This is a genomic window from Paenibacillus sp. FSL R10-2782, assembly GCF_038592985.1.
Classification (GTDB): Bacteria; Bacillota; Bacilli; order Paenibacillales; family Paenibacillaceae; genus Paenibacillus; species Paenibacillus terrae_C.
In genome coordinates this window covers 1139448-1158696 of record NZ_CP151951.1, presented here as the reverse complement: position 1 = coordinate 1158696, position 19249 = coordinate 1139448, and the positions used below count along the sequence as shown (strand labels likewise).

Genomic DNA, 19249 nt, shown 5'->3' with positions numbered 1-19249 from the left:
TTATCTATTTTGAAACAAAACTTGTTATGCACATCGAACAGTTGTCTATACTCCATCTATCCGGCAGGACGAACATCCCGATCCGTTGCGTTATTTGGGGCAGAGGCGTGGAAAACTCCCCTTCCCTTCACCCATAGCAGCAACGCCGCAACCAGCAGCATTCCACCGTTTAACACAAAGATCCAGCGGATCGGCATCCAGCTACCGAGCAAGCCGCCAATGAGCGGCCCTGCCATCATCGCCAGTTGTGTCGCCGACTGATTCAAGCTAAAGGCTCGCCCGCGAAACTCCGGTTTGGTGACCTCAACAGTCATTGCATTGATAGCCGGGACGACGGAAGCATAAAACAATCCGTACCCAAATCGCAGCGCACCAAAGCCGATAAAATTCGATACATAATATTGCAAAATATTGCCCACTCCCGAGCCAATCAGCCCGATCAGCAGTACTTGTGCAAATCCAATCCGTCCACCAATCCGCCCCCAGCGGGGAGCCATTAACACCGCTGCAATGCCTACGGCAGAGAATACAATTCCAGAGCTTAAAGAGGCTCGACTACGATCAATTCCCATTTCCAGAACATATACCGTAATCAATGGCTCCAAGATCATGACGGAAAAGGTACTCAATCCAGCCAGTATAAGCAGAAAGTACAAAGGCCGATTAGCAATGGCCTCCTTGATATCATCACGGACATGCGAGCGGGTACTGGTTCCCTTGAAGTTGTCCTCTCTAGCGGCAAAGGTCGCAATTAGCGCCGAGACCAGCACAAGTCCCGCAGAGAATAAAAAGGCATTTCGATTGCCGTAATAATGGCTTACCACGCCGCCAATCAACGGACCAATGATGCTACCCGTCGCCCCGGAGGTTGCCATAATGCCGAGTGCATAACCTGTTTTATCCTCAGGCGAGCCCGTTCCGACCAATGCGATGGCAGCAGGAATAAACCCGGAGAGCAGGCCCTGAAACAGCCGTACCCCTACGAACACATACGGATCAGTCACAAAGGCACATATCAAATATAATGCCGCCAAACTAAAGCCTGAACGAATCAGCATCGGCTTCCGTCCATATTTATCTGCGAGCGAACCCCAAAACGGGGCAATCAGCGCACTGGCTAAAAAGGTAACCCCAAAAGCGATCCCAGCCCACAGCTCCAGATGATCGGTCACACCCATTTCCGTATTCAGAAAAATAGGTAAAAACGGAATGGATACGGAATAGGCCATGCTGCAAAAAAATACACCGATCCACAAAACGACCAGGTTTCGCTTCCAATATAGATGCATGATGCTACACGTCCCTTCTCCTTATTCCATTATTAACCTCTAAATTAGAAAAGTCCACAGCAAACCTTACCCTTCACCCGTGGAACAACGACCAAGAAGCTGATATAATCGAATGGAATGGAGATGATGACATGGCTAAAAAGAGAAATTCGTCGATTCCCGCTCCAGCGGCTCAGGATAAACCTGCTACGTTAAAGGATCTGTTGAGTCAGGACGTGCTGAATAAGCTCAAGGCTCAGGCCAATGAAGCCCAGGCAGAGCAGGACAAGCGCAAGGAAGACGAACGGCAGCGTGCCCTCGAAGCAAAAAAAGCAGAGCAGAAGAAGCTGGACAACAACTTCGAGCATCTGCTGAATAACAGCAACTTGGACTGGCACAAATATAAATAAGCCAAAACCATCCCGGTTTTGGCCTATCTCCACGCTTGATTATATTATAGCCAGTCACGGATGTGTTGTACCGAGTACAGCACCCCTGCCCAAACCGGCAGACTGAGCGCCATCCCCCATATGAGACCTTTAGCCAGCTTTTTGTCTACCTCCATCATGATCCTGCCCCTTTCCTTAGGAATAGCAGCAGTATGGGTCAAGAATACGATATTCAAACCCGTATTTCCTAATCCCAACAAAAAAAGGTATGATAGAAAATGGAAAAGTGCTCTGCGCTGCCCCAAACTATAATTTAGAATTTTACACATCTAACCCTTCAGGAGGAATACAAATGATCCGAAAAAAGATACGTCCCTGGTATATGCTATGCCTGCTGGCCACCATGCTCGTGCTGGTTGCTGGATGTGGCACAAAAGCGACTGATGTAGAAGCCGCAAGCCGGACAAGCAGTACAACCCCTGCCGCGACTAAAGACAAAAGCAAACCTGTTTCCCATCCTGTCGTCACGATTGTCATGAACGACGGTAAAAAGATTAAACTTGAGCTGTATCCAGAAGTAGCACCGAATACCGTTAACAATTTCATTTCCCTGGTGCAAAAGGGCGCTTACAACGGTACGATCTTCCATCGTGTCATCCCCGGCTTCATGATTCAGGGTGGCGATCCGCAGGGTAACGGTACAGGCGGCCCCGGCTACAGCATCAAAGGCGAGTTCAAGAGCAACGGTGTCAACAATACGCTCAAGCACACGCGCGGCGTACTATCCATGGCCCGCTCAGCGGATCTGGATTCAGCCGGATCGCAATTTTTCATCATGGTTGCCGATGCGGATTACCTTGACGGTCAATACGCTGCTTTCGGCAAGGTAACGTCCGGGTTGGATGTCGTAGATGCCATCGTGAACTCCAAGCGTGACAGCAATGATAAACCCATCAAGCCAGCTACGATGAAAAAAGTAACTGTGGACACGCTGGGTAAGAAATACCCTGCTCCAATCAAAGTGAAGTAAGATCATATCGACCCTGTGCGTATGCATAGGGTCGTTTTATGTGTTCTACAAAAGATGCTTATCGTGTTCCATTATAACGTTTATTTGGCTGCTTCCTCTGTGATGTAGTAAGAGTATATACACTAAAGGAAGCGTTTTCAATCATTATTTTTAGCTTTTTCACGGTTAGCCGTTTAATTGGATTTGGTTTCTACCGAACGAATACCCTCCATCTCTTGAAGCAACGACAACAGCTCCTCCGTCCCCTCTGACCGGGACAGCTTTAAAACCATATGAATAATCAGCTGCTCGCCGTTATTGATGCGCTCGGCGTGAAAGCTGTGAATAGTCAGCTTCTTGTGCTCCAGCAGTTCTTTCATCCGATTCAGTACGCCCGGCTCATTTTCAACCTGGACAATCACTTGCCGCGTAGACGGAGTAGCAAGCTGATAAAAACGGCTATGGAGCAAAGACTGTGCTGCCAAAATAAAAAGGGTTACCCCTGCGCCAAGCCCGTACATACCAGCACCCACAGCAATACCAATCCCGGCGGTAGTCCAAATACCTGCGGCAGTGGTCAGACCTTTGATTCTATTTTTTTGTGTGAAAATCATCCCTGCGCCGATAAATCCGACGCCGCTAATGACCTGTGCCGCTATTCTGGAAGGGTCCAGCGACAGGTTCGACCAAGCTGTTTGATCCTGAAAACCGTATTTGGATACTACCATCATGAGCGACGCGCCGATACCGACAATGAAATGCGTGCGAATGCCCGCCTCCTTCATCCGACTTTTGCGTTCATAGCCGATTAACGCGCCGCACAAGCCAGCAAACATAACGCGAATCAAATAATCCCAATCCCACATACTCTTGTTCACTCCACTACATTTTATTTCTTGAACAGATGTTATTACCCAAATTTTAAAGAACTTGCACTTCATGCTCCGGCAGATTGTGATGTGCCTTCCTTCCCTTGAGCAGCCATAGCTCCGGTGTATCCTGTACCCCTTCAAGTCTCAGGCTGAACGCCCTCGGCGGCAAATTACATATACGTAGCAGTAGACGGTTACCGTCTGCCGCTGCATCCACAAGCTCTAATGGCCTCAATGAATCGTTCCCGCCTGTGCGAATCAGGTCACCCGTTGCACCAGTCAAACTCTCCCGGCTCCAGACACGCAGCTCATTCACAGACGGCGCGGCAATTCGCTTGCTGAAAGAAACGACCACCTCATCATCTGCGGTCGATCTTTCCGCACGGAGCGGGATGGGCGGCTCATCATACATATAGCCGCCCAGATGGTATTCATAGGCGGTCCAGGTGTTATAACCGCCCTCCAAGGCGGTAGCCCCAAACCGCCGGGTCCATTCGCGGTCCCGAACCATACTCGCGAGTGAACCAATATCCGCCTGCACCCCGAGGGGCAGATTCGGATAAGCGGCGCGTACCGCCTGCGCTATGCGGGCGTAGCCGCCAATATAATGCGGCGGCAGGCGGCGGCGCATCCAGTCCGGCCAATGGGTCTGGAGCACATGCATATCCGGGGCTACGCACCCGATCATCGCTACCGCGTCCAGACCCTGCCATTCCCGTAGCTGGCCGGGCACATCGCCGCGTCCGTTCACGGCCAGCGACCACGTCGCCACGCAGATGTCCGGCCGGACATCACGCACGCCGCCTGCGCCGTTCACCAGCTCGCCGATCAGCGCGTTCACGGCGTCCACGCGCAGATCGACCCACCGAGCGTACAGCTCGGGGACCTTCCGGTAGTAATTCCGCGTATGCTTGTCGCGGAAATCCGGAATGTCCTCTCCGCTGCGCTCGCGGAAGGCCCGCCGGGCATGCGGACCGATATCCCCGTACACTCCACTGCGCAGCCCGTTCCATTCGGGGAAATAAGGCTCCGCCACCTCGAACCCGTCAAACGGAATGTCGGTGACCAGCCGGGCAGCGGCTTTCTTTTTCCACTCCACATACTCCTGTGCAAAATGCGAAAGCCGCTGAAACCCGTCATTCGGTTCGCGTAGCAGTTCCATGCGCCATCCCTTCCACTCTGGCGGCAGCTGTGACACGCCAAAGGAACCATTGCCAAGCACCATCGCCCATACCGCGATTTCCCTGCGTTGAAAGGCGGCAACGAGCGCCCCATCTACTTCATTTTCACGCACAACAAAATAATGAACGGTCCGGTAGCCTGCAAGGGCGATTTCATCGGCTATACTGTCCCGCGAACGGTTCGCGTAGTAGGGAAATAACGGATCTATTTGAATACTGGGGCCGCTCAACGCCCACGGCTTTATTTTTCCGGTCAGTGCTATAGATTCTGTTGGTTGTGTCCCGTCATTTCTGTTATAGCTCAATTGAATCCACCTCCGTTACCCGTCTTCTTCGCTATATGCTCCTGCTGGTTCGCCTATGTTACCATACTTCGCAAATTCCGTGAAAATGCAGACTTACAGACAGAAATGCAGCACATACTGTTTCACCATCATCAATCAGAGGTATTGGAATAACGAGTCAGGTTAGCTTATGTGCGGATGAGGAGGAAATCACTGGCCCCTCAACGCAGTGTTTTCTCCGTGCTATGATCTTCCCCAAGACGTTCAGCTCTGTACACAGCTCCTTTGCGAAAGCGGGCATACAGCCTGCCTCCAGGCAGCACCTCGAACAGCAACATCATAAGAGAAAAGAATAACAGTGCAATGACCTCTTCTGCCAGAATATACAGCGGATACGGTCCCAAAACATCCAATATCGACGGTGTTGACGGCTTTCCGGCAAGAAACATATAGTTTGCTCCGAGTACATCATCTACGGTCCAAACGATCAGCGCCAAGCCATTGAGGAAAAGCATCGCTCCCCCAACGCCCTTCCACGTCGGCTTCAGCCCTTCGATCCATGTCATGTACAAGGCAGCCCATATAATAGCACTATGAGCCACAAAAAAATGAATAAAACGATAGTGCGGAAAAGCGTATGCCAAATTAGGCGTGAGTACCGCTTGAAGCGCTCCTCCAATTCCGGCAAAAAGTATGATCGGATACAGCCAGCGACTGCGGAAAATCAACATCACAATCGATAGCAGCAGCGTCACACTGCACAGCTCCAGCGGCAATGACGTCTCAGCATTCCAAATGTGCTGGGTCACATACCAAATATTCAGAGTTACCTCTGACAGAATGAGTATGGTAACCAGGAGCCAGCGAATCCCCTCACTTAACAGCTTATGCGACTGAATCAGGCCCCGAGTCAGCCAAAGCAGTAAAGCACATAAAATAAGCCCTAGTACAGCCAGCACATGTGAGGAAGTAAAAGCCTCGAATCCTTCCGGCGCAGTGGCATCGAACCAGGAACATGACCACGGCTTGTCCATAAAAAGCCCCCTTCTATCCTTTTTCTCTTTCTTGCTTGTTCGACACCTTAGCCTTTATGATAAAAGATATCATATTCAAAGGAGACCCTCATGCCCATTAATCGCCGTTTGATGACAGATCAGGATTTCACCGAGGCGTTGGAACGCCATCTTCGTGTCCGCATATTTCAGGATGACCAGTTGATTGGTTCGGGCGGAGTCATTATCCGTTTTGACGATCAAACCATCGTCGTGCAATCCAGTGTCAGTGATCTGGCCTACCATCCCAGAAAACAATGTGAGTTTTTTGAAATTAAAAAATAACCGTTACACACCGGAGAACCATTTTGCTTCGTTTTCCGGTGTATAGCGGCTATATTTGCTTTTTCTGACACGTCACGTTCTACAGCTGCATTCCACGAGTTTTCATCATGAGCTTGTTCGTAAGCACTTTCAAATCCTCGGAAGAAGACGAAATTTCCTGCATAATAGCCGTTTCCTCATGAGCGGCTGTATAAATCTTGTGTGCACCTTCCGAGAATGCCCCTGACATTTGCTGAATACGATTGATCTGCTCAAAGGTTTGATCTACCCGATTCGTCTGCTCCGTCACAGCTTCTTCCATTGAGCGAATACCTTCGACAAATTCACGCACAATCGAGTTCAAACGACTCAACGTCTGATCCACCGAGCTTGTCCGTTCCGCCTCAGCGCTGACCAGTGATGTTTGCTGGTGCATTAATTGTACCGTTTCCACAATTTGCGACTGCACACGGCTAACGATGGCATTGATTTGCTGCACCGATTCTGTGCTTTGTGAAGCCAACGCGCGAATCTGGTGAGCGACTACGGCAAACCCGTTACCTTCTTCTCCGGCACGTGCGGCTTCAATGGAGGCGTTCAGCGCCAGCAAATGAGTTTGTTCTGCGATATCCTTGACAGTGCTTGTAATCGCTTCAATTTGTGAAGCTTCCTTTTCCAGTCGTGCAATGACCTGCTGCGAACGGCCATGAGAAGCAGTCAACTCCCCCATTCCCTCCATCAGGGATGAAAATACCGTCTGAGTCGAATCGACCGAATGCTCCATATGGCCTGACAGCTCCAGCATATGGCCCGACTTGCTGCGCATCATTTTAAAATCACCCAGCATTCGATCCGCTGTTTCAATAGATTGGACAGACGCATCCCTTTGCTGCTCTACGCCTTCCAAAATATCCTCCACCACCGAAGTCATGGACTCAATCTGTGTGGTAGCCTGTACAATAGCGGAACTAAGGTTTTCCGCGTTTTGCGAAGTCGCTCTTGAGCTGTACGAAATCTCGTTAAACATATCCTTGATGTTTAGCATCATACGCCGGAATGCATCATAAAGCACCTTGATTTCATCATCTGAACGACGCTCAGGAATGACTACGGACAGATTCCCTGCCGAGGCTTCCTCTGCCGCCTTTGCCAGTCTAGCAATCGGACGAGTGAGGAGTTTAGAGATCAACCACCCCAAAATGCCACTCCACAGAACACCCAATAGCAAAATGATTGAGATATACAGCCATTCCTGCGTGCCTTGAGCAAGCCAGTCCTTGAGTGCAAAAATAAAAAAAGCACTTGTTCCATAGGTTATTGCAGAAATAGCGACAAATGCAGCAACCATTTTCGTACCTAGTGACATTTTCATGTAATGTAGCCCACCCCAAAAAACTCGAATTTGATTCCATTTTACCATATAATTGCTACAATTCTAGTGGTATTTTTCACAGACAACCTTTTTTATGAGCATAAAGATAGAGAGACTTTAGACCCTCCACCTTAACAGCCAAAATAACATGCACCGAGCATCAACGGGCATCAAAAAAATGGACGAACCGCGCTGCTGCTTGCTTTACTGGCCATTCGTCACAAATTAAACCATTGATTTGCAGGCGTTCAATCATTCCATCATTCGGAATTATTGTCATTTTCCTGTTCACCAGCTATTTTTTTGGCCGCTTCAATTGTGTCTATTTGGTGACTGTTTTTTTCCAGTACGGTAAACTCCCATGAGCCTATGGTCATACTCTCTCCCTGTCGGATATCAAAATGCTCTGAAAGCATCCATCCGCCAATCGTATATACGTCTCTGGCCTCAATATCCGTCTCCAAACGCCGATTGACTTCATGAATGAGCGCTTGCGATTTGAGTATGTAACGATGATCGTCTGTTTTTGTAATGAGAGGGGTTAGCGCCGCAGGGGTCTCGGTGTCGGTATAGGAAGGAATGTCCCCTACAATCTCCTCCATAATATCCTCCAGCGTGACCAACCCGGATGTACCGCCATACTCGTCCACCAGAACCGCTACGGGAATACGCCGCTTTTGCATCTGAATCAGCAGATCCCTGGCCTGAATGGTCTCAATCACCTGAAGCACTGGATGAATATAGGAGGCCATCGTGGTATTCCCTGTGCTGTGGCCTCGGGCCAAATCATGCAGCGCTTCCTTCACGCGGATCATCCCGATGATACGATCCCGATCCCCGTTTTCGGCTACAGGCAGAAAATTATAGATCTTGTCTTCGATTAGCTCCATAAACTCTGCCACCGTTGCCAGATGAGAAATAGAGCGGATGTGAATACGCGGTACCATAATCTCTTGCGCCGCACGGTCGTCAAAATCAAATACATTGTTCAGGTAGCGATATTCTGTTGGTGTAATTTCACCACTGCGGTATCCTTCGGATAATGCCAAACGCAGCTCTGCCTCACTGAGAGCCGCATCTTCCTCGGAAACCTTTTTCAGCCCGAACAGTCCCGTAATGACACGCGAGGAACGGCTGAGTACCCAATTCAGCGGATACGTCATTTTATAGAAGATTGTAATGGGACGGGCAAAAAACAAAGCCATCGGCTCCGCAATCTGTATGGCGAATGTTTTGGGCACCAGCTCCCCGATAACCACCTCGAAATACGTCAAAATCAGAAAAGCCAGCAAAAAGGATAATACTCCCGTGAGTCCGGCCGGAATATGCGCCAGCACAAATAGCGGATGCAGCAGCTTTTCAACCGTAGACTCCCCGAGCCAGCCTAACGCCATCGAGGTTAACGTGGTCCCTAGCTGACAAGCAGATAAATACTCATCCAGTCGGGACAAAATATTTTTGACAGCTTTGGCATTTTTATTCCCTTCGGATGCAAGCTGATTGATACGGGATACCCGCACGCGAATAATGGAATACTCGGATGCAACGAAAAACGCAGTTAACGCAATCAGTAAAATGACCAGTATGATATTCACAGTTTCCACAGCCCTCTCTTGCCCCGCCATACGAAGCAAGAAGCTCCCTTATGACGTTCATTTTTGGATGGACAGTTCCTATAAGTCATTATGTCCATAATCGTGTATTACCCAAAAATGACAAGGAGTAGACTATGGTTGACCAAGTTAGCGAATCGCCAGCGGACTCTTTTGCACGATATCTATCCATTGATCCGCTATCAACTGGTGCCCAACCGCTGTGGGATGAACCCCGTCATGCAGCCAATAGGAGGCGTCCGCCTTGGTAGCTGCCTCGTTCAGCACGCTTTGGAGCGGCACAAATACAGCCCCAAATTCGTCCGCAAGCTGACGCGTAAGCTGCTGATAACCTGTTATTTTTTCCTGCCAAATGTCCCATCGTGCCTCCGTAGCTCCCGTTTTCAAAATAAATGGCTCACACATCACCAGCCCGATATCGGGCAGCACTTCACGCGTTTCCTCCAAAACATGGCGATAGGCTCGTTCAAATCGGTCCGTCACCCCGGACGGCTCCTGCTCCACGATCCGCCAGGCATCGTTCACGCCGATCAGAATACTGAGCATATCCGGCTTGAGGCTAAACGTATCCTCATTCCAGCGCGCATACAAATCCGAAACCCGATCCCCCGAAATCCCACGATTCACAAATTCTGGCTGCGTAGCAGTCAATCGACTCCCCAGTTTACCTGCGATCAGATACACATAGCTCTGGCCCAGCCAATGGTTCGCGTCCTCATTCCGTCCTCTTCCTCCATCTGTTATGGAATCCCCCTGAAAAAGAATACGTGTGCGGCCTGTACTCGTCATCTTCCTTATATCCTCCTTCTGAATTTCCAATAATACCCTTATCATACCTTGTATTCTCCAAATAAGAAAGCGGTTTCAAAACTTGGGATAATTATAGATTTGCCATACACGTTTAGGCTGGCTTGTCGTAATGATACGGGCTAGATTGTATAGGCGTACCTACATGTTTTGGAGCCGATGATTAATCAGATGCAGCAGCCACTCTTGCTCACCAGGAATCCCCTCTTGTAACCTGGCAGCCGCTACAGGTAATATCCAGCTATTCATGCTATCAGCTTTTATATTGGAGCTTCTGCAATATTCATTCAGGTAAGCTCTGTTTAGTATTCTTTTAAATAGACACAATAAAGGCTCCATCGTTCTTGGTGTCCCTGGTGGATTAAACGGAGAAAGCAACATTAACGAGGTTCTTGCTACATCGCACATCGGGTCTCCTATACTTGCGTTTGTCCAATCAATTGCGATTGATTGATGATTCGTCATTAAGATATTGTCGGGGTGAAAATCACCATGACAAACCCAATTACCAGTTGGTAAAGTGTCCATAAATTCACAAATCAGCTTTGTTTTCTCTCCCAATAATTCTTTGGAGTCATTTATTGCTTGCTCCAATCTGTCTTTTTGGCGAGGAAGCTTGGTCGTTGAACAGCGATGAATGCTCCAATGAAGCCAAGCCATTTCTCTTGCATATCTCAAAATTCTATACGGAGAGCTTTGTATCATAGCAAGCATAGATACTCCCGGAATTCGTTCGTAAAGCAGTCCATGTCGCCCCCCTTCTTCTAACATTCGTAGACACTTGGCGCAGGTACCCCGGCTTCCTTTACGGCTGCGCTAATCTCGGCTTCAAATCGTACCCATTCAGGTTGATAGTTATCGTAATAGAGCTTTAAAACCTGCTGATCGCCCCATTCATAAACCTCAGCACTCATGCCTTTTCCTATCATGGCGCCTTTGTTCAATGTGATCCCTCCATCCGCATTGGTTGCACCTGTCACAATCCCATCCTATACCGCGCGGTACTTGCACACCTCCCGAAAATTACAGCCTCCACACGCTCTGCGGGATGGCATCGGCGTGAAGAAGGACTCGGGTTTCGGCCGATTATAATAATCATCATCGAGACAGGACTTCATTTCCTCGATGTATCGCCCGACATTGCCAACCACCTTGTAGATATCCTCCTGCGCAGGATGGTACACTTCATGCTCTCCGGTCATCAAATATTCCACACGCACCTCGATCTTCTCCAAGGGAAGCTGGTAATGCTCCTGCACATAGGAAGCATACAAAAATAACTGGTCGGAGAAGTCGCCTTCCTTGCCTGTCTTCCAGTCTACGATAACCATGTCTCCATTACCTCTGCGGTAGAGCAAATCCATTTTGACATAGACCTTCGTCTCATGAAGCAGCATCGTATCCCACTTCTCCACCTCGACAATTCGGGCCTCACCCTGCTGCAACTCACGCCAAACGGCAGTACGGTACAAATTGTGTACCACCGCATGCTGTCGCTCCTTAATGCGGGCAATGCGTTCCGCCAGCACTTCGTCATCATAATAAATTTCAGCGAGCATGATGCGATTTTTGGGGTCTTGCTGCCATAGCTCACGTTGTTGCAGCGATTCCTTGTAGCTGTCATTCAGCATGTTCTTCATCGCTGTCTCCAAGTACGCCGGACGTGGAACAGCGCCTTTTTCCATCCAACCACGTATGACCGATTCACACATTTGATGCGTAATATTCCCAAATAAAATATATAAGTTGCTCAGCTGCTTGAGCCGATACAACGCAACCTGCTCTTCACTGCCCTGTGCAGGGTTCCAGCCGTTATGCGAGCCGTAATAATGATAATAATATTTGCGTAGGCATTCATCGAACGTTTGGGCCCTCGATTGCGAATAGGACCAGGACGGGTACATAGCCATGAATAGGCCCTCCTTCGTTAGAACTTCCATGTTCTATTATAACGTAAGCCTGGACTGCATCGTCCAAAAAGAACGAAGACTTTAACCCAGAGGTTAAAGCCTTCAACGGTCTAGTATATTCAATTCACAATAACTCCTGAGATCCGTCCAACTCTGGCTTCATTTTCAATCCTTCGTTGCCGCATGAATCAAATCACTTACATTAACGGCACCCTGCTCACGGACGTTGACAACGAGTACCGGAGTTCCCAGCATTCCGCTGATCCACGTCTTATAATCATCAACACGATCATTGGGAAGAATCGTTAAGATGACTCCAGCAAAGCCACCACCATGTACCCTGCATGCGCTGTTATCTATGGATTGCAAATACATTTCCGTTAATGCTAGCGCAACAGACACGTCCTGTTCCCGGTCAACCCCACTTCTATATACGTTTTGAAGCCATTTCCATGAAGAATTACCGGATTCGGTGACGAGCTTCAAGAAATCAGAAAAACGTCCCTCCTCCAGCGACTTCACCTGTTCATCCACACGCCTATTTTCTTCAAAAAAATGCAACGCACGCAGCACTGCACGATCTCCTGCTTTTTCCCTGACCATTTTGAGGTTGGCATACAGATCCCCCGGCGATAAGTCACGGCAAACAGAAGCACCTAAGGACTGAGCCACTGCACGCATTTCGTTGGGCACCGCCGCGTAATCCTCCGTTAAATCAGCATGATTTCCGCCTGTATTAACGATAACCAGGGAATATCCATTCTGTTGAAAATCCCAGTGGACTGGATTGATGATCGGTTCCTCGGGGTTTTCAAAATCAATGGCAACCAGCCCCCCATATGCGCAAGCCATTTGGTCAAGCAGACCCGACGGCTTGTTCCAGTAGCCATTTTCGGCATACTGGCCGATTTTGGATTTGGCGACAGCATCCAACGCTCCCTCATTATAAAAATGACTGATGATCGTACATATCAACATTTCAAATGAAGCAGAAGAGCTTAATCCTGAAGCAGAGAACACATTGCTTGATATATAAGCTTGGAATCCTCCGATGCGATATCCGAATTCGAGCAAACCAGCCGCAATACCGCGAACCAGAAGCATCGTACCATCATCCTCCGGTTGTGGTGACAAGTCATTTAAATCAATGACGTATTTCGTTTTGTAGCCTTCGGAAAAGAACGTAATTACAGGCTCCTCCACTTTAGCAGCTACAGCAATGGTATCCAGTGTAATACTGCCTGCCAGCACCTTCCCGTGATTGTGGTCTGTATGATTCCCACCTATTTCGCATCTTCCCGGAGCACTAAACCATTCAATATCCCCGACGCCGAAGTGCTCCCGGTACGCCTGTAGAATGGATTGATATCGCGTCGTTTGCTCTGCAACCTGCTGTTGACCGTACATTCGAGCTAGTACAATTTTTCCCTCACTAGAATTCAACAATTCCATATCTTTCATCGTTATATCCTCCTATTGTAGGTGATTTCCACCGTGGTGCCTGGCCGAAAATTTATCAATGGCGCAAGAACAATATAATTATCTCAATTTTCCCAGTGCAAAAATAGGGTACTATTTTAATCTGTAGTCGCTTATTTAAATCGTTTCTGTGAGAATGCTTCCTTATTTTACGACAGATTAGATTCGTAAGGATATGCAAAAAAAGAACCGACCCTTAAACGGGCCGGTTCCTGTGTCTATACCTGCATATTCCATACACCAGCGGTGCAGTTGGATACAGATATGTGGAATGTCTTTTTAGTCACGTTTCAACACATACTCACCATTACTGTTACGGGTTACTGTAGCACCCAATGCTTCGGCAACCGATTTGAAAGGAACATACAGCGTACCATATTCATCCGTATATGGAGCTTGTGGCAGCGTTAATGTGCTTCCTTCCAGTCCAGCCTGCTTGGAGCCGCTTTTCAGCTTCAGGGTCTTACCTGTAATATCATCCACAACTGTAATTTGCTTGGCAGCCGCATCCCATTTTAATTCGGAATCCAGTTCGTACGTCAATTCACGCAGCGGGATGAAGGCGGTACCTCCACGATTCACCAGTACATAGTAATCGTCTTTAGGATCGAAAGTGGTTTCTACCTTTGTAATTTCCAAATCATTTTTTAAAATATTGTAGATCGGAGAGTTCGCATCAAAATTGCGAAGCGTCGCTCCTGGTGTTAATTCAGCTTGTTTATTCAGGTCGATAACGCCATTGGAGATATCTACCTTGTCGGCTGTTACACTACCGTTTACGTTCCAGGATTGAGTTTCCGTAACAATCGAGAAGGACTTCACTGGAAGACTATCTACTTCTGGCAAAGCAACCGTCAGGTCTGCTACTGATTTGCGAACATTTCCTTTTTCATCAAAATACATATCGGTTTTCAGAACCGTATTGGAACTCAGAACCGTTTTAATTTCAGGAGACTGTGCATATAAAGTGCTTACGCCTACATCATATTGAGCAACGGCCAGATCCAAATACTTTTTAACCTCGGTATAAGCCTCATTGACCAGTTTTTCCTTGTTCGTGTTCAGTTGGCTTGTGACTTGATCAGTACCATCAATATTCATGCTGGAAGCGATATTTTTAGTAAAATCAATCGCTTGCCCGATCAGTTCTTTCAAGCCTGCCTCGTCCTTGGCCAGATTGGTCAGGAATGGTTTTACCAATGCAACCAGCTCATCGCCACGAAGTTCCGCATGCAAGCGGGTCAGCTTCACTTTGTCCTTCTCACCATAAACTTCTTCGGTTACAGACGTTGCAGAGATCGTCGAAGGGTTAGGAGCATGCTTGAGTACAAGTGCTGCGGCAGTTTTCGTCAGATCTCTTACATCTTTGGAATATACATAAGGATCAAATCCGGCAGGCAGACTGCTCAAGCTCCCCTGCGAGTTCAAAGATATGTAATAAGGTTTTTTGGCACCTTCCAGTTGAATAGCCATACCTTGGCGGTCCAAAGCAAGTTCAAACGGCAAATTATACTTGTCGATGTGCAATGTACCCTTGGCGGAAGCGAGTTCCTCCGATTGTACCTTGGCCTCATCCACTGTTACGGAAATGGAATTGATTAAATCAACAATTTCCTGGTCTCCTTGCGTAATGCCTGCTTTTGGCGTCAATTTAAGAGATATTTTCTCCGTTGACTGCTGGGATTTCACATCAAGTGTGCCCAAAAGATTTTTACTTACATCAAATCCGCCTACTGCCTGGCAACCCGTCAAAGCTACCATTAGCAGAATAAGAGGGACGGCAATCCATTTTTTTATATTCATATTAATCCCCTTTCAAAGATATTTCCGTTATCTCTTCTATTATCTCAGTGTTGACACGCATTGTAAATGAGTAGTTTGGAAAATAGAAGTAGTCATTTAGGATCATTTTTCGGCCTGTAGCATCCGGTGAGCCAGCAGTGCCATCTCCAAACAACGACGTTTATCCGGGTCTGCCATATTCCCTCCTATGATCTCGTTAATTTTGTCCAGCCGATTGTAGAGCGTCTGCCTGTGTATGTACAGGATTCCAGCAGTGTCGCGCTTGGAGCCATGGCATCGAAAATAAGCATCCAGCGTATCCAGAAGCTGCATATGGTGCTCACGGTCATGCACAATCAGCCCGCCCAAATGATCCTGTACAAACTCTTGTAAGAAGGGAGTGCGGGGTACGGCTTTCAACAATTGATAGATTCCGATACTGTCGTAAAAAAGCCGATCTATCATGGCCGGAACGCTTCGCGCCACTTCAATAACCTGGTAAGCCTCCTCGAAACTGCGACCTGCCCCGGTCATCCGGTATCTTACTTTGCCGAAACCTGCATGAATGCGCACCTTGTCAAGCTGCCCGGCGGCATAATTCTGAATATATTGCACGGTATGGGCAAGCACTTTCTTCATTTGCGCTGCGGAACGCAGGGTCAATTCCTCCTTGGCGCAAAGAATGTAGTACTGGTTCCCCTTCATCATGAGCAGGTTGTGCAGCGTTTCCTTTTTCAGCAAAGAACGGAGCAGTACCAAAATATCCTGGTTAATGGACTCTTTGCGCACCTGACTGGCTTCCTTATCCTGATGCTCCACCTCAATAATCCCGGCCCAAAATAAATACTGTCCCTTGGACAGCAGACGCAGTCCCATCCGGGTCTGAGCCTGTTCCTCGCTGGGAAGCTGTCCGTTCAGCACATCCTGAATCAGTTCATTTTGGTTGCGTAGCAAGCGGTCTTCGAGGAACTGGGTTCTCAGCACCAGCGTAGCTGCTGCCTTGGCTGTGTAATCCAGCAGCAGCGACAGTTCTTCCGTCGGCGTTTCGCCATGCAACACCATACCTACAGCGGAAAATACCTGCCCGAAGCAGACAACCGGCTGAAACAAGACGGCGGTGGATTCATTGAGATGGAATAACAAGTGACCCTCCCGGTCAGACGTCATGCTGGATTCCACCTCATTGGCATAAAAATTCGCAATGCGGTCAGCCACATCAGGCTGGATGGAAGGTACGAACCGATGGGTATCAATGGAAGACATGTAGATGACCTGCCGGGCAGCATAATCATGAAGTACCCGCAAAAGAGCGCTCATATCCGTGCTGCGCAGCGTCTCCTGCTGAAGCTGGCGCGAGAAGCGCTCCAGATCTTTCAGTAGTTCGTGGTGGCGGTTAATAAGCAGGGAGTGAATATCTTGCGTGATCTCAACAAAGCGTATCGGCTGTTCAAATACGATGACCGGAAAATGATGCCGTTCCGCCAGCTCCAGGATTTCCGGCGGAATCTCATGGATGCTCGTACCCAGTTCCACGCACAGTCCTGAGGCTTCGGAACGGATTAGCTGCTTCATATACTCAGCGCGTTCCTCCTCTTCCCGGGTCAGCCATAGCCCCGTCGTCAAAATCAGGTCATGGCGACTCACAAAGGGGGTTACATTTGTGATTTCCAGCACATGGACCCAGCCGACCCGGTGACTCGTGCCCTGCTCCCCGGCTGCCAGCTTGGCCCGTCGGAATACGGGACGTTCCAGCACATCTGCAATGGTAAAGGTTTTTTTACCGTTCATCGGTATTCTCCTTATGTATATGTCTTATGTCATTTTATATGACACTTATCCATCAAAAAGTCGAGCCTTGAAGTCAGATAATCCGACAAAATGTATGATGTCAAGGAGCTTTTCCACTTGTAAACTGTACCTAATCTAACATGAATTGCATTTGTAGGCTTGAGTCCATTTAACTAATTGGCAGCGCTGCACAAAAATGATAATATCATTTTGGAATTCGTTTGGTGTAAGCAGCATAGCAACAACAGAAACAGCAACAACAGCGTAGCAATATTGAAACAGTGAAATATAGAAATATAGAAACACAGCAGCGTAGCTGCCCTAAAGAATAATTATTTGCCGATGGATAACAATTATTTTTAGGAGTGAATAAAGTGAACATTGGAATTCCGAAAGAGATTAAAAACAATGAAAATCGTGTCTCCTTGACACCTGCCGGTGCAGCTCAGATGATCCAGCACGGACACCACGTGTTTGTGGAAAGTTATGCAGGGGTTGAAAGTGGCTTTACAGATGGAGATTATGCCAAGGCGGGTGCAACGATTGTACAGCACGCAGCGGAGGTGTGGTCTCAGGCAGATCTGATTATCAAGGTGAAGGAGCCGTTGTCCTCAGAATACGGATATTTCCGACAAGGGCTGATTTTGTTCACTTATCTTCATCTGGCTGCGGAGCCGGCACTGGCCCGGGCGCTGACGGACAATGGCGTAACTGCTATCTCCTATGAAACATTGGATGTCGGGGGAAGCCTTCCGCTGCTGACCCCCATGAGCGAGGTCGCAGGTCGAATGGCTGTGCAAATCGGGGCACAGCTGCTGGAAAAACCGAAGGGCGGCAAAGGCATTTTGCTGGCAGGCGTGCCGGGAGTCAAGCGTGGCAAAGTGACCATTATTGGCGGCGGGGTCGTCGGCACGAACGCCGCGAAGGTCGCCATTGGCCTCGGCGCGGACGTGACGCTGATCGACCTGAGCCTGCATCGGCTGCGCCAGCTGGACGATATTTTCGGCAATCAGCTCCATACGCTGGTGTCCACACCGTCCAGCATTGCCGAAGCCGTAGCGCAGAGCGATTTGCTGATCGGTGCTGTCCTGATCACTGGAGCCAAAGCCCCTCGTCTTGTAACGGAGGCTATGGTGCAGACAATGCAGCCCGGTTCTGTGATTGTGGATGTCGCCATCGACCAGGGAGGTATTGTCGAGACGATAGACCACATCACGACACACGATCAGCCGACCTATGTGAAGCATGGCGTCATTCACTATGCCGTAGCAAACATGCCGGGCGCAGTGCCGCAAACCTCGACCCTTGCTCTAACGAATGCGACGCTTCCCTTCGCCCTCCAGCTTGCAGATCAGGGGGTGCAGGAGGCCCTTCGCAGAAGCAAGCCGCTGCTTAGCGGCACGAATGTCCTGAACGGTCATATCACCTACGAGGCGGTAGCCCGTGATCTGGGTTATCCTTACGTTCCGGTAGATCAGGCGTGGCAGGCAAAAGCCTTAAAATAGACTCGCCGATAGCTCAAAGAACCACACGTTCTTCCCCTCGGGGCATGAACTGTGTGGCTCTTTGTCGTTTAGCTATTAGCTGTATCCACCATTCTATGCTCGATATCAGAAGATTTCTGCTGTCAGAAACGTCTGGAGACGGCGGTAAATAGCTGTGATCTCTTCCAGCGACATGCGAACCAGTCCGCTGGACGAAGGGGCTACAAATTCATGCATCTCGGGGATCAGCGGCTGGGGCTGGAATCCCCAATCTGCTTTGGATTTTTTACTGTATTCGGTATATACGCCTTTGCCGACAAAGCAGGCAACCTTGGGACGGTATTTCTTTAGCTTGGCATACAGCTTCAGACGTCCCTCGGCGTATTCCTCGCGCGCAATGTCCTCCACTCCCCTCGTGGGTCGGGAAACAATATTCGTAAAGCCGTAGCCAAGCTTGAGCAGCTCACCATCCTCCGATGGATCATACAAGCGGGGGGTCAATCCCGCTCCCTCCAGTATGCGCCAAAAACGGTTGCGCGGGTTCGCATAATGATGCCCCACTTCGCCTGACTTCAAGCTGGGGTTGAAGCCTATGAATACGACAGATAATCCGTAATCCAGATGATCATCTACCTCATGGAGTTCTGTCTCGCTTCCTGTTCCCGCTTCTCTTTCTGTCATGGCACTCCCCTCTC

The 19249-nt window shown here is 48.8% G+C and carries 18 protein-coding genes; 4 read left to right on the top strand and 14 right to left on the bottom strand.

All coding sequences use genetic code 11. From position 1 onward, the window contains the following. Window positions 1-56: 56 nt before the first annotated feature. Window positions 57-1289, bottom strand: a complete 1233-nt coding sequence (locus tag NST83_RS05220; RefSeq protein ID WP_342416839.1) for an MFS transporter — start codon at window positions 1287-1289, stop codon at window positions 57-59. A gap of 131 nt (window positions 1290-1420) precedes the next feature. Between NST83_RS05220 and NST83_RS05215 the strand changes: the two genes are divergently transcribed. Together NST83_RS05215 and NST83_RS05210 are read left to right on the top strand one after the other, a co-directional pair. After that, window positions 1421-1678 carry a YqkE family protein gene (locus NST83_RS05215; RefSeq protein ID WP_342416838.1) on the top strand — a complete coding sequence of 86 codons (258 nt, stop codon included), beginning with the start codon at window positions 1421-1423 and terminating at the stop codon, window positions 1676-1678. A 331-nt stretch (window positions 1679-2009) separates the two neighbouring features. Then, window positions 2010-2687, top strand: a complete 678-nt coding sequence (locus NST83_RS05210; RefSeq protein WP_137061725.1) for a peptidylprolyl isomerase — start codon at window positions 2010-2012, stop codon at window positions 2685-2687. Between the two features lie 173 nt (window positions 2688-2860). On the opposite strand, the gene NST83_RS05205 is transcribed toward NST83_RS05210, so the two are convergent. The 3 genes from NST83_RS05205 to NST83_RS05195 all read right to left on the bottom strand — a co-directional run bounded on the left by NST83_RS05205 (window position 2861) and on the right by NST83_RS05195 (window position 6037). Beyond that, on the bottom strand, window positions 2861-3532 hold the full coding sequence (locus NST83_RS05205; RefSeq protein ID WP_342416837.1) for an MgtC/SapB family protein: 672 nt from the start codon (window positions 3530-3532) through the stop codon (window positions 2861-2863). A 55-nt stretch (window positions 3533-3587) separates the two neighbouring features. Beyond that, window positions 3588-5024, bottom strand: a complete 1437-nt coding sequence (locus NST83_RS05200; protein WP_342416836.1) for an N-acyl-D-glucosamine 2-epimerase — start codon at window positions 5022-5024, stop codon at window positions 3588-3590. Window positions 5025-5224: 200 nt separating this feature from the next. Then, window positions 5225-6037 carry a TIGR02206 family membrane protein gene (locus NST83_RS05195; RefSeq protein WP_342416835.1) on the bottom strand — a complete coding sequence of 271 codons (813 nt, stop codon included), beginning with the start codon at window positions 6035-6037 and terminating at the stop codon, window positions 5225-5227. Between the two features lie 90 nt (window positions 6038-6127). Between NST83_RS05195 and NST83_RS05190 the strand changes: the two genes are divergently transcribed. Beyond that, window positions 6128-6340: a hypothetical protein gene (locus NST83_RS05190; protein WP_342416834.1), complete on the top strand. Its 213-nt coding sequence runs from the start codon at window positions 6128-6130 to the stop codon at window positions 6338-6340. A 79-nt stretch (window positions 6341-6419) separates the two neighbouring features. Here NST83_RS05190 and NST83_RS05185 read toward each other — a convergent pair whose 3' ends face one another. From NST83_RS05185 to NST83_RS05145, 9 genes are all read right to left on the bottom strand, one after another. Beyond that, window positions 6420-7691 (bottom strand): methyl-accepting chemotaxis protein, encoded by a 1272-nt coding sequence (locus NST83_RS05185; RefSeq protein WP_342416833.1) that lies wholly within the window; start codon window positions 7689-7691, stop codon window positions 6420-6422. Window positions 7692-7951: 260 nt separating this feature from the next. Continuing rightward, complete coding sequence (locus NST83_RS05180) at window positions 7952-9295, bottom strand: hemolysin family protein (RefSeq protein ID WP_137062240.1); 1344 nt, start codon at window positions 9293-9295, stop codon at window positions 7952-7954. 138 nt (window positions 9296-9433) lie between these two features. Further along, window positions 9434-10093, bottom strand: a complete 660-nt coding sequence (locus tag NST83_RS05175; RefSeq protein WP_342416832.1) for an SGNH/GDSL hydrolase family protein — start codon at window positions 10091-10093, stop codon at window positions 9434-9436. 159 nt (window positions 10094-10252) lie between these two features. After that, on the bottom strand, window positions 10253-10882 hold the full coding sequence (locus NST83_RS05170) for an aminoglycoside phosphotransferase family protein (protein ID WP_342416831.1): 630 nt from the start codon (window positions 10880-10882) through the stop codon (window positions 10253-10255). Beyond that, window positions 10876-11091, bottom strand: a complete 216-nt coding sequence (locus NST83_RS05165) for a hypothetical protein (protein WP_342416830.1) — start codon at window positions 11089-11091, stop codon at window positions 10876-10878. The genes NST83_RS05170 and NST83_RS05165 overlap by 7 nt, the downstream gene beginning before the upstream one ends. 9 nt (window positions 11092-11100) lie before the next feature. Then, window positions 11101-12021, bottom strand: a complete 921-nt coding sequence (locus tag NST83_RS05160; RefSeq protein WP_342416829.1) for a PD-(D/E)XK nuclease family protein — start codon at window positions 12019-12021, stop codon at window positions 11101-11103. A 165-nt stretch (window positions 12022-12186) separates the two neighbouring features. Next, the gene (locus NST83_RS05155) at window positions 12187-13482 is read right to left on the bottom strand and encodes a galactokinase family protein (protein WP_342416828.1); all 1296 of its coding nucleotides are present in this window, start codon (window positions 13480-13482) and stop codon (window positions 12187-12189) included. A gap of 297 nt (window positions 13483-13779) precedes the next feature. Then, on the bottom strand, window positions 13780-15303 hold the full coding sequence (locus NST83_RS05150) for a copper amine oxidase N-terminal domain-containing protein (RefSeq protein ID WP_342416827.1): 1524 nt from the start codon (window positions 15301-15303) through the stop codon (window positions 13780-13782). Window positions 15304-15405: 102 nt separating this feature from the next. Further along, window positions 15406-17070, bottom strand: a complete 1665-nt coding sequence (locus NST83_RS05145) for a PucR family transcriptional regulator ligand-binding domain-containing protein (protein ID WP_342416826.1) — start codon at window positions 17068-17070, stop codon at window positions 15406-15408. A gap of 374 nt (window positions 17071-17444) precedes the next feature. Between NST83_RS05145 and ald the strand changes: the two genes are divergently transcribed. Beyond that, window positions 17445-18575, top strand: coding sequence for an alanine dehydrogenase (ald, locus tag NST83_RS05140; protein WP_342416825.1), 1131 nt, complete (start codon window positions 17445-17447; stop codon window positions 18573-18575). 105 nt (window positions 18576-18680) lie between these two features. On the opposite strand, the gene NST83_RS05135 is transcribed toward ald, so the two are convergent. After that, entirely contained in the window at window positions 18681-19235 is a 555-nt protein-coding gene (locus NST83_RS05135) for a mismatch-specific DNA-glycosylase (RefSeq protein WP_342416824.1), read from the bottom strand. Between the last annotated feature and the right edge of the window lie 14 nt (window positions 19236-19249).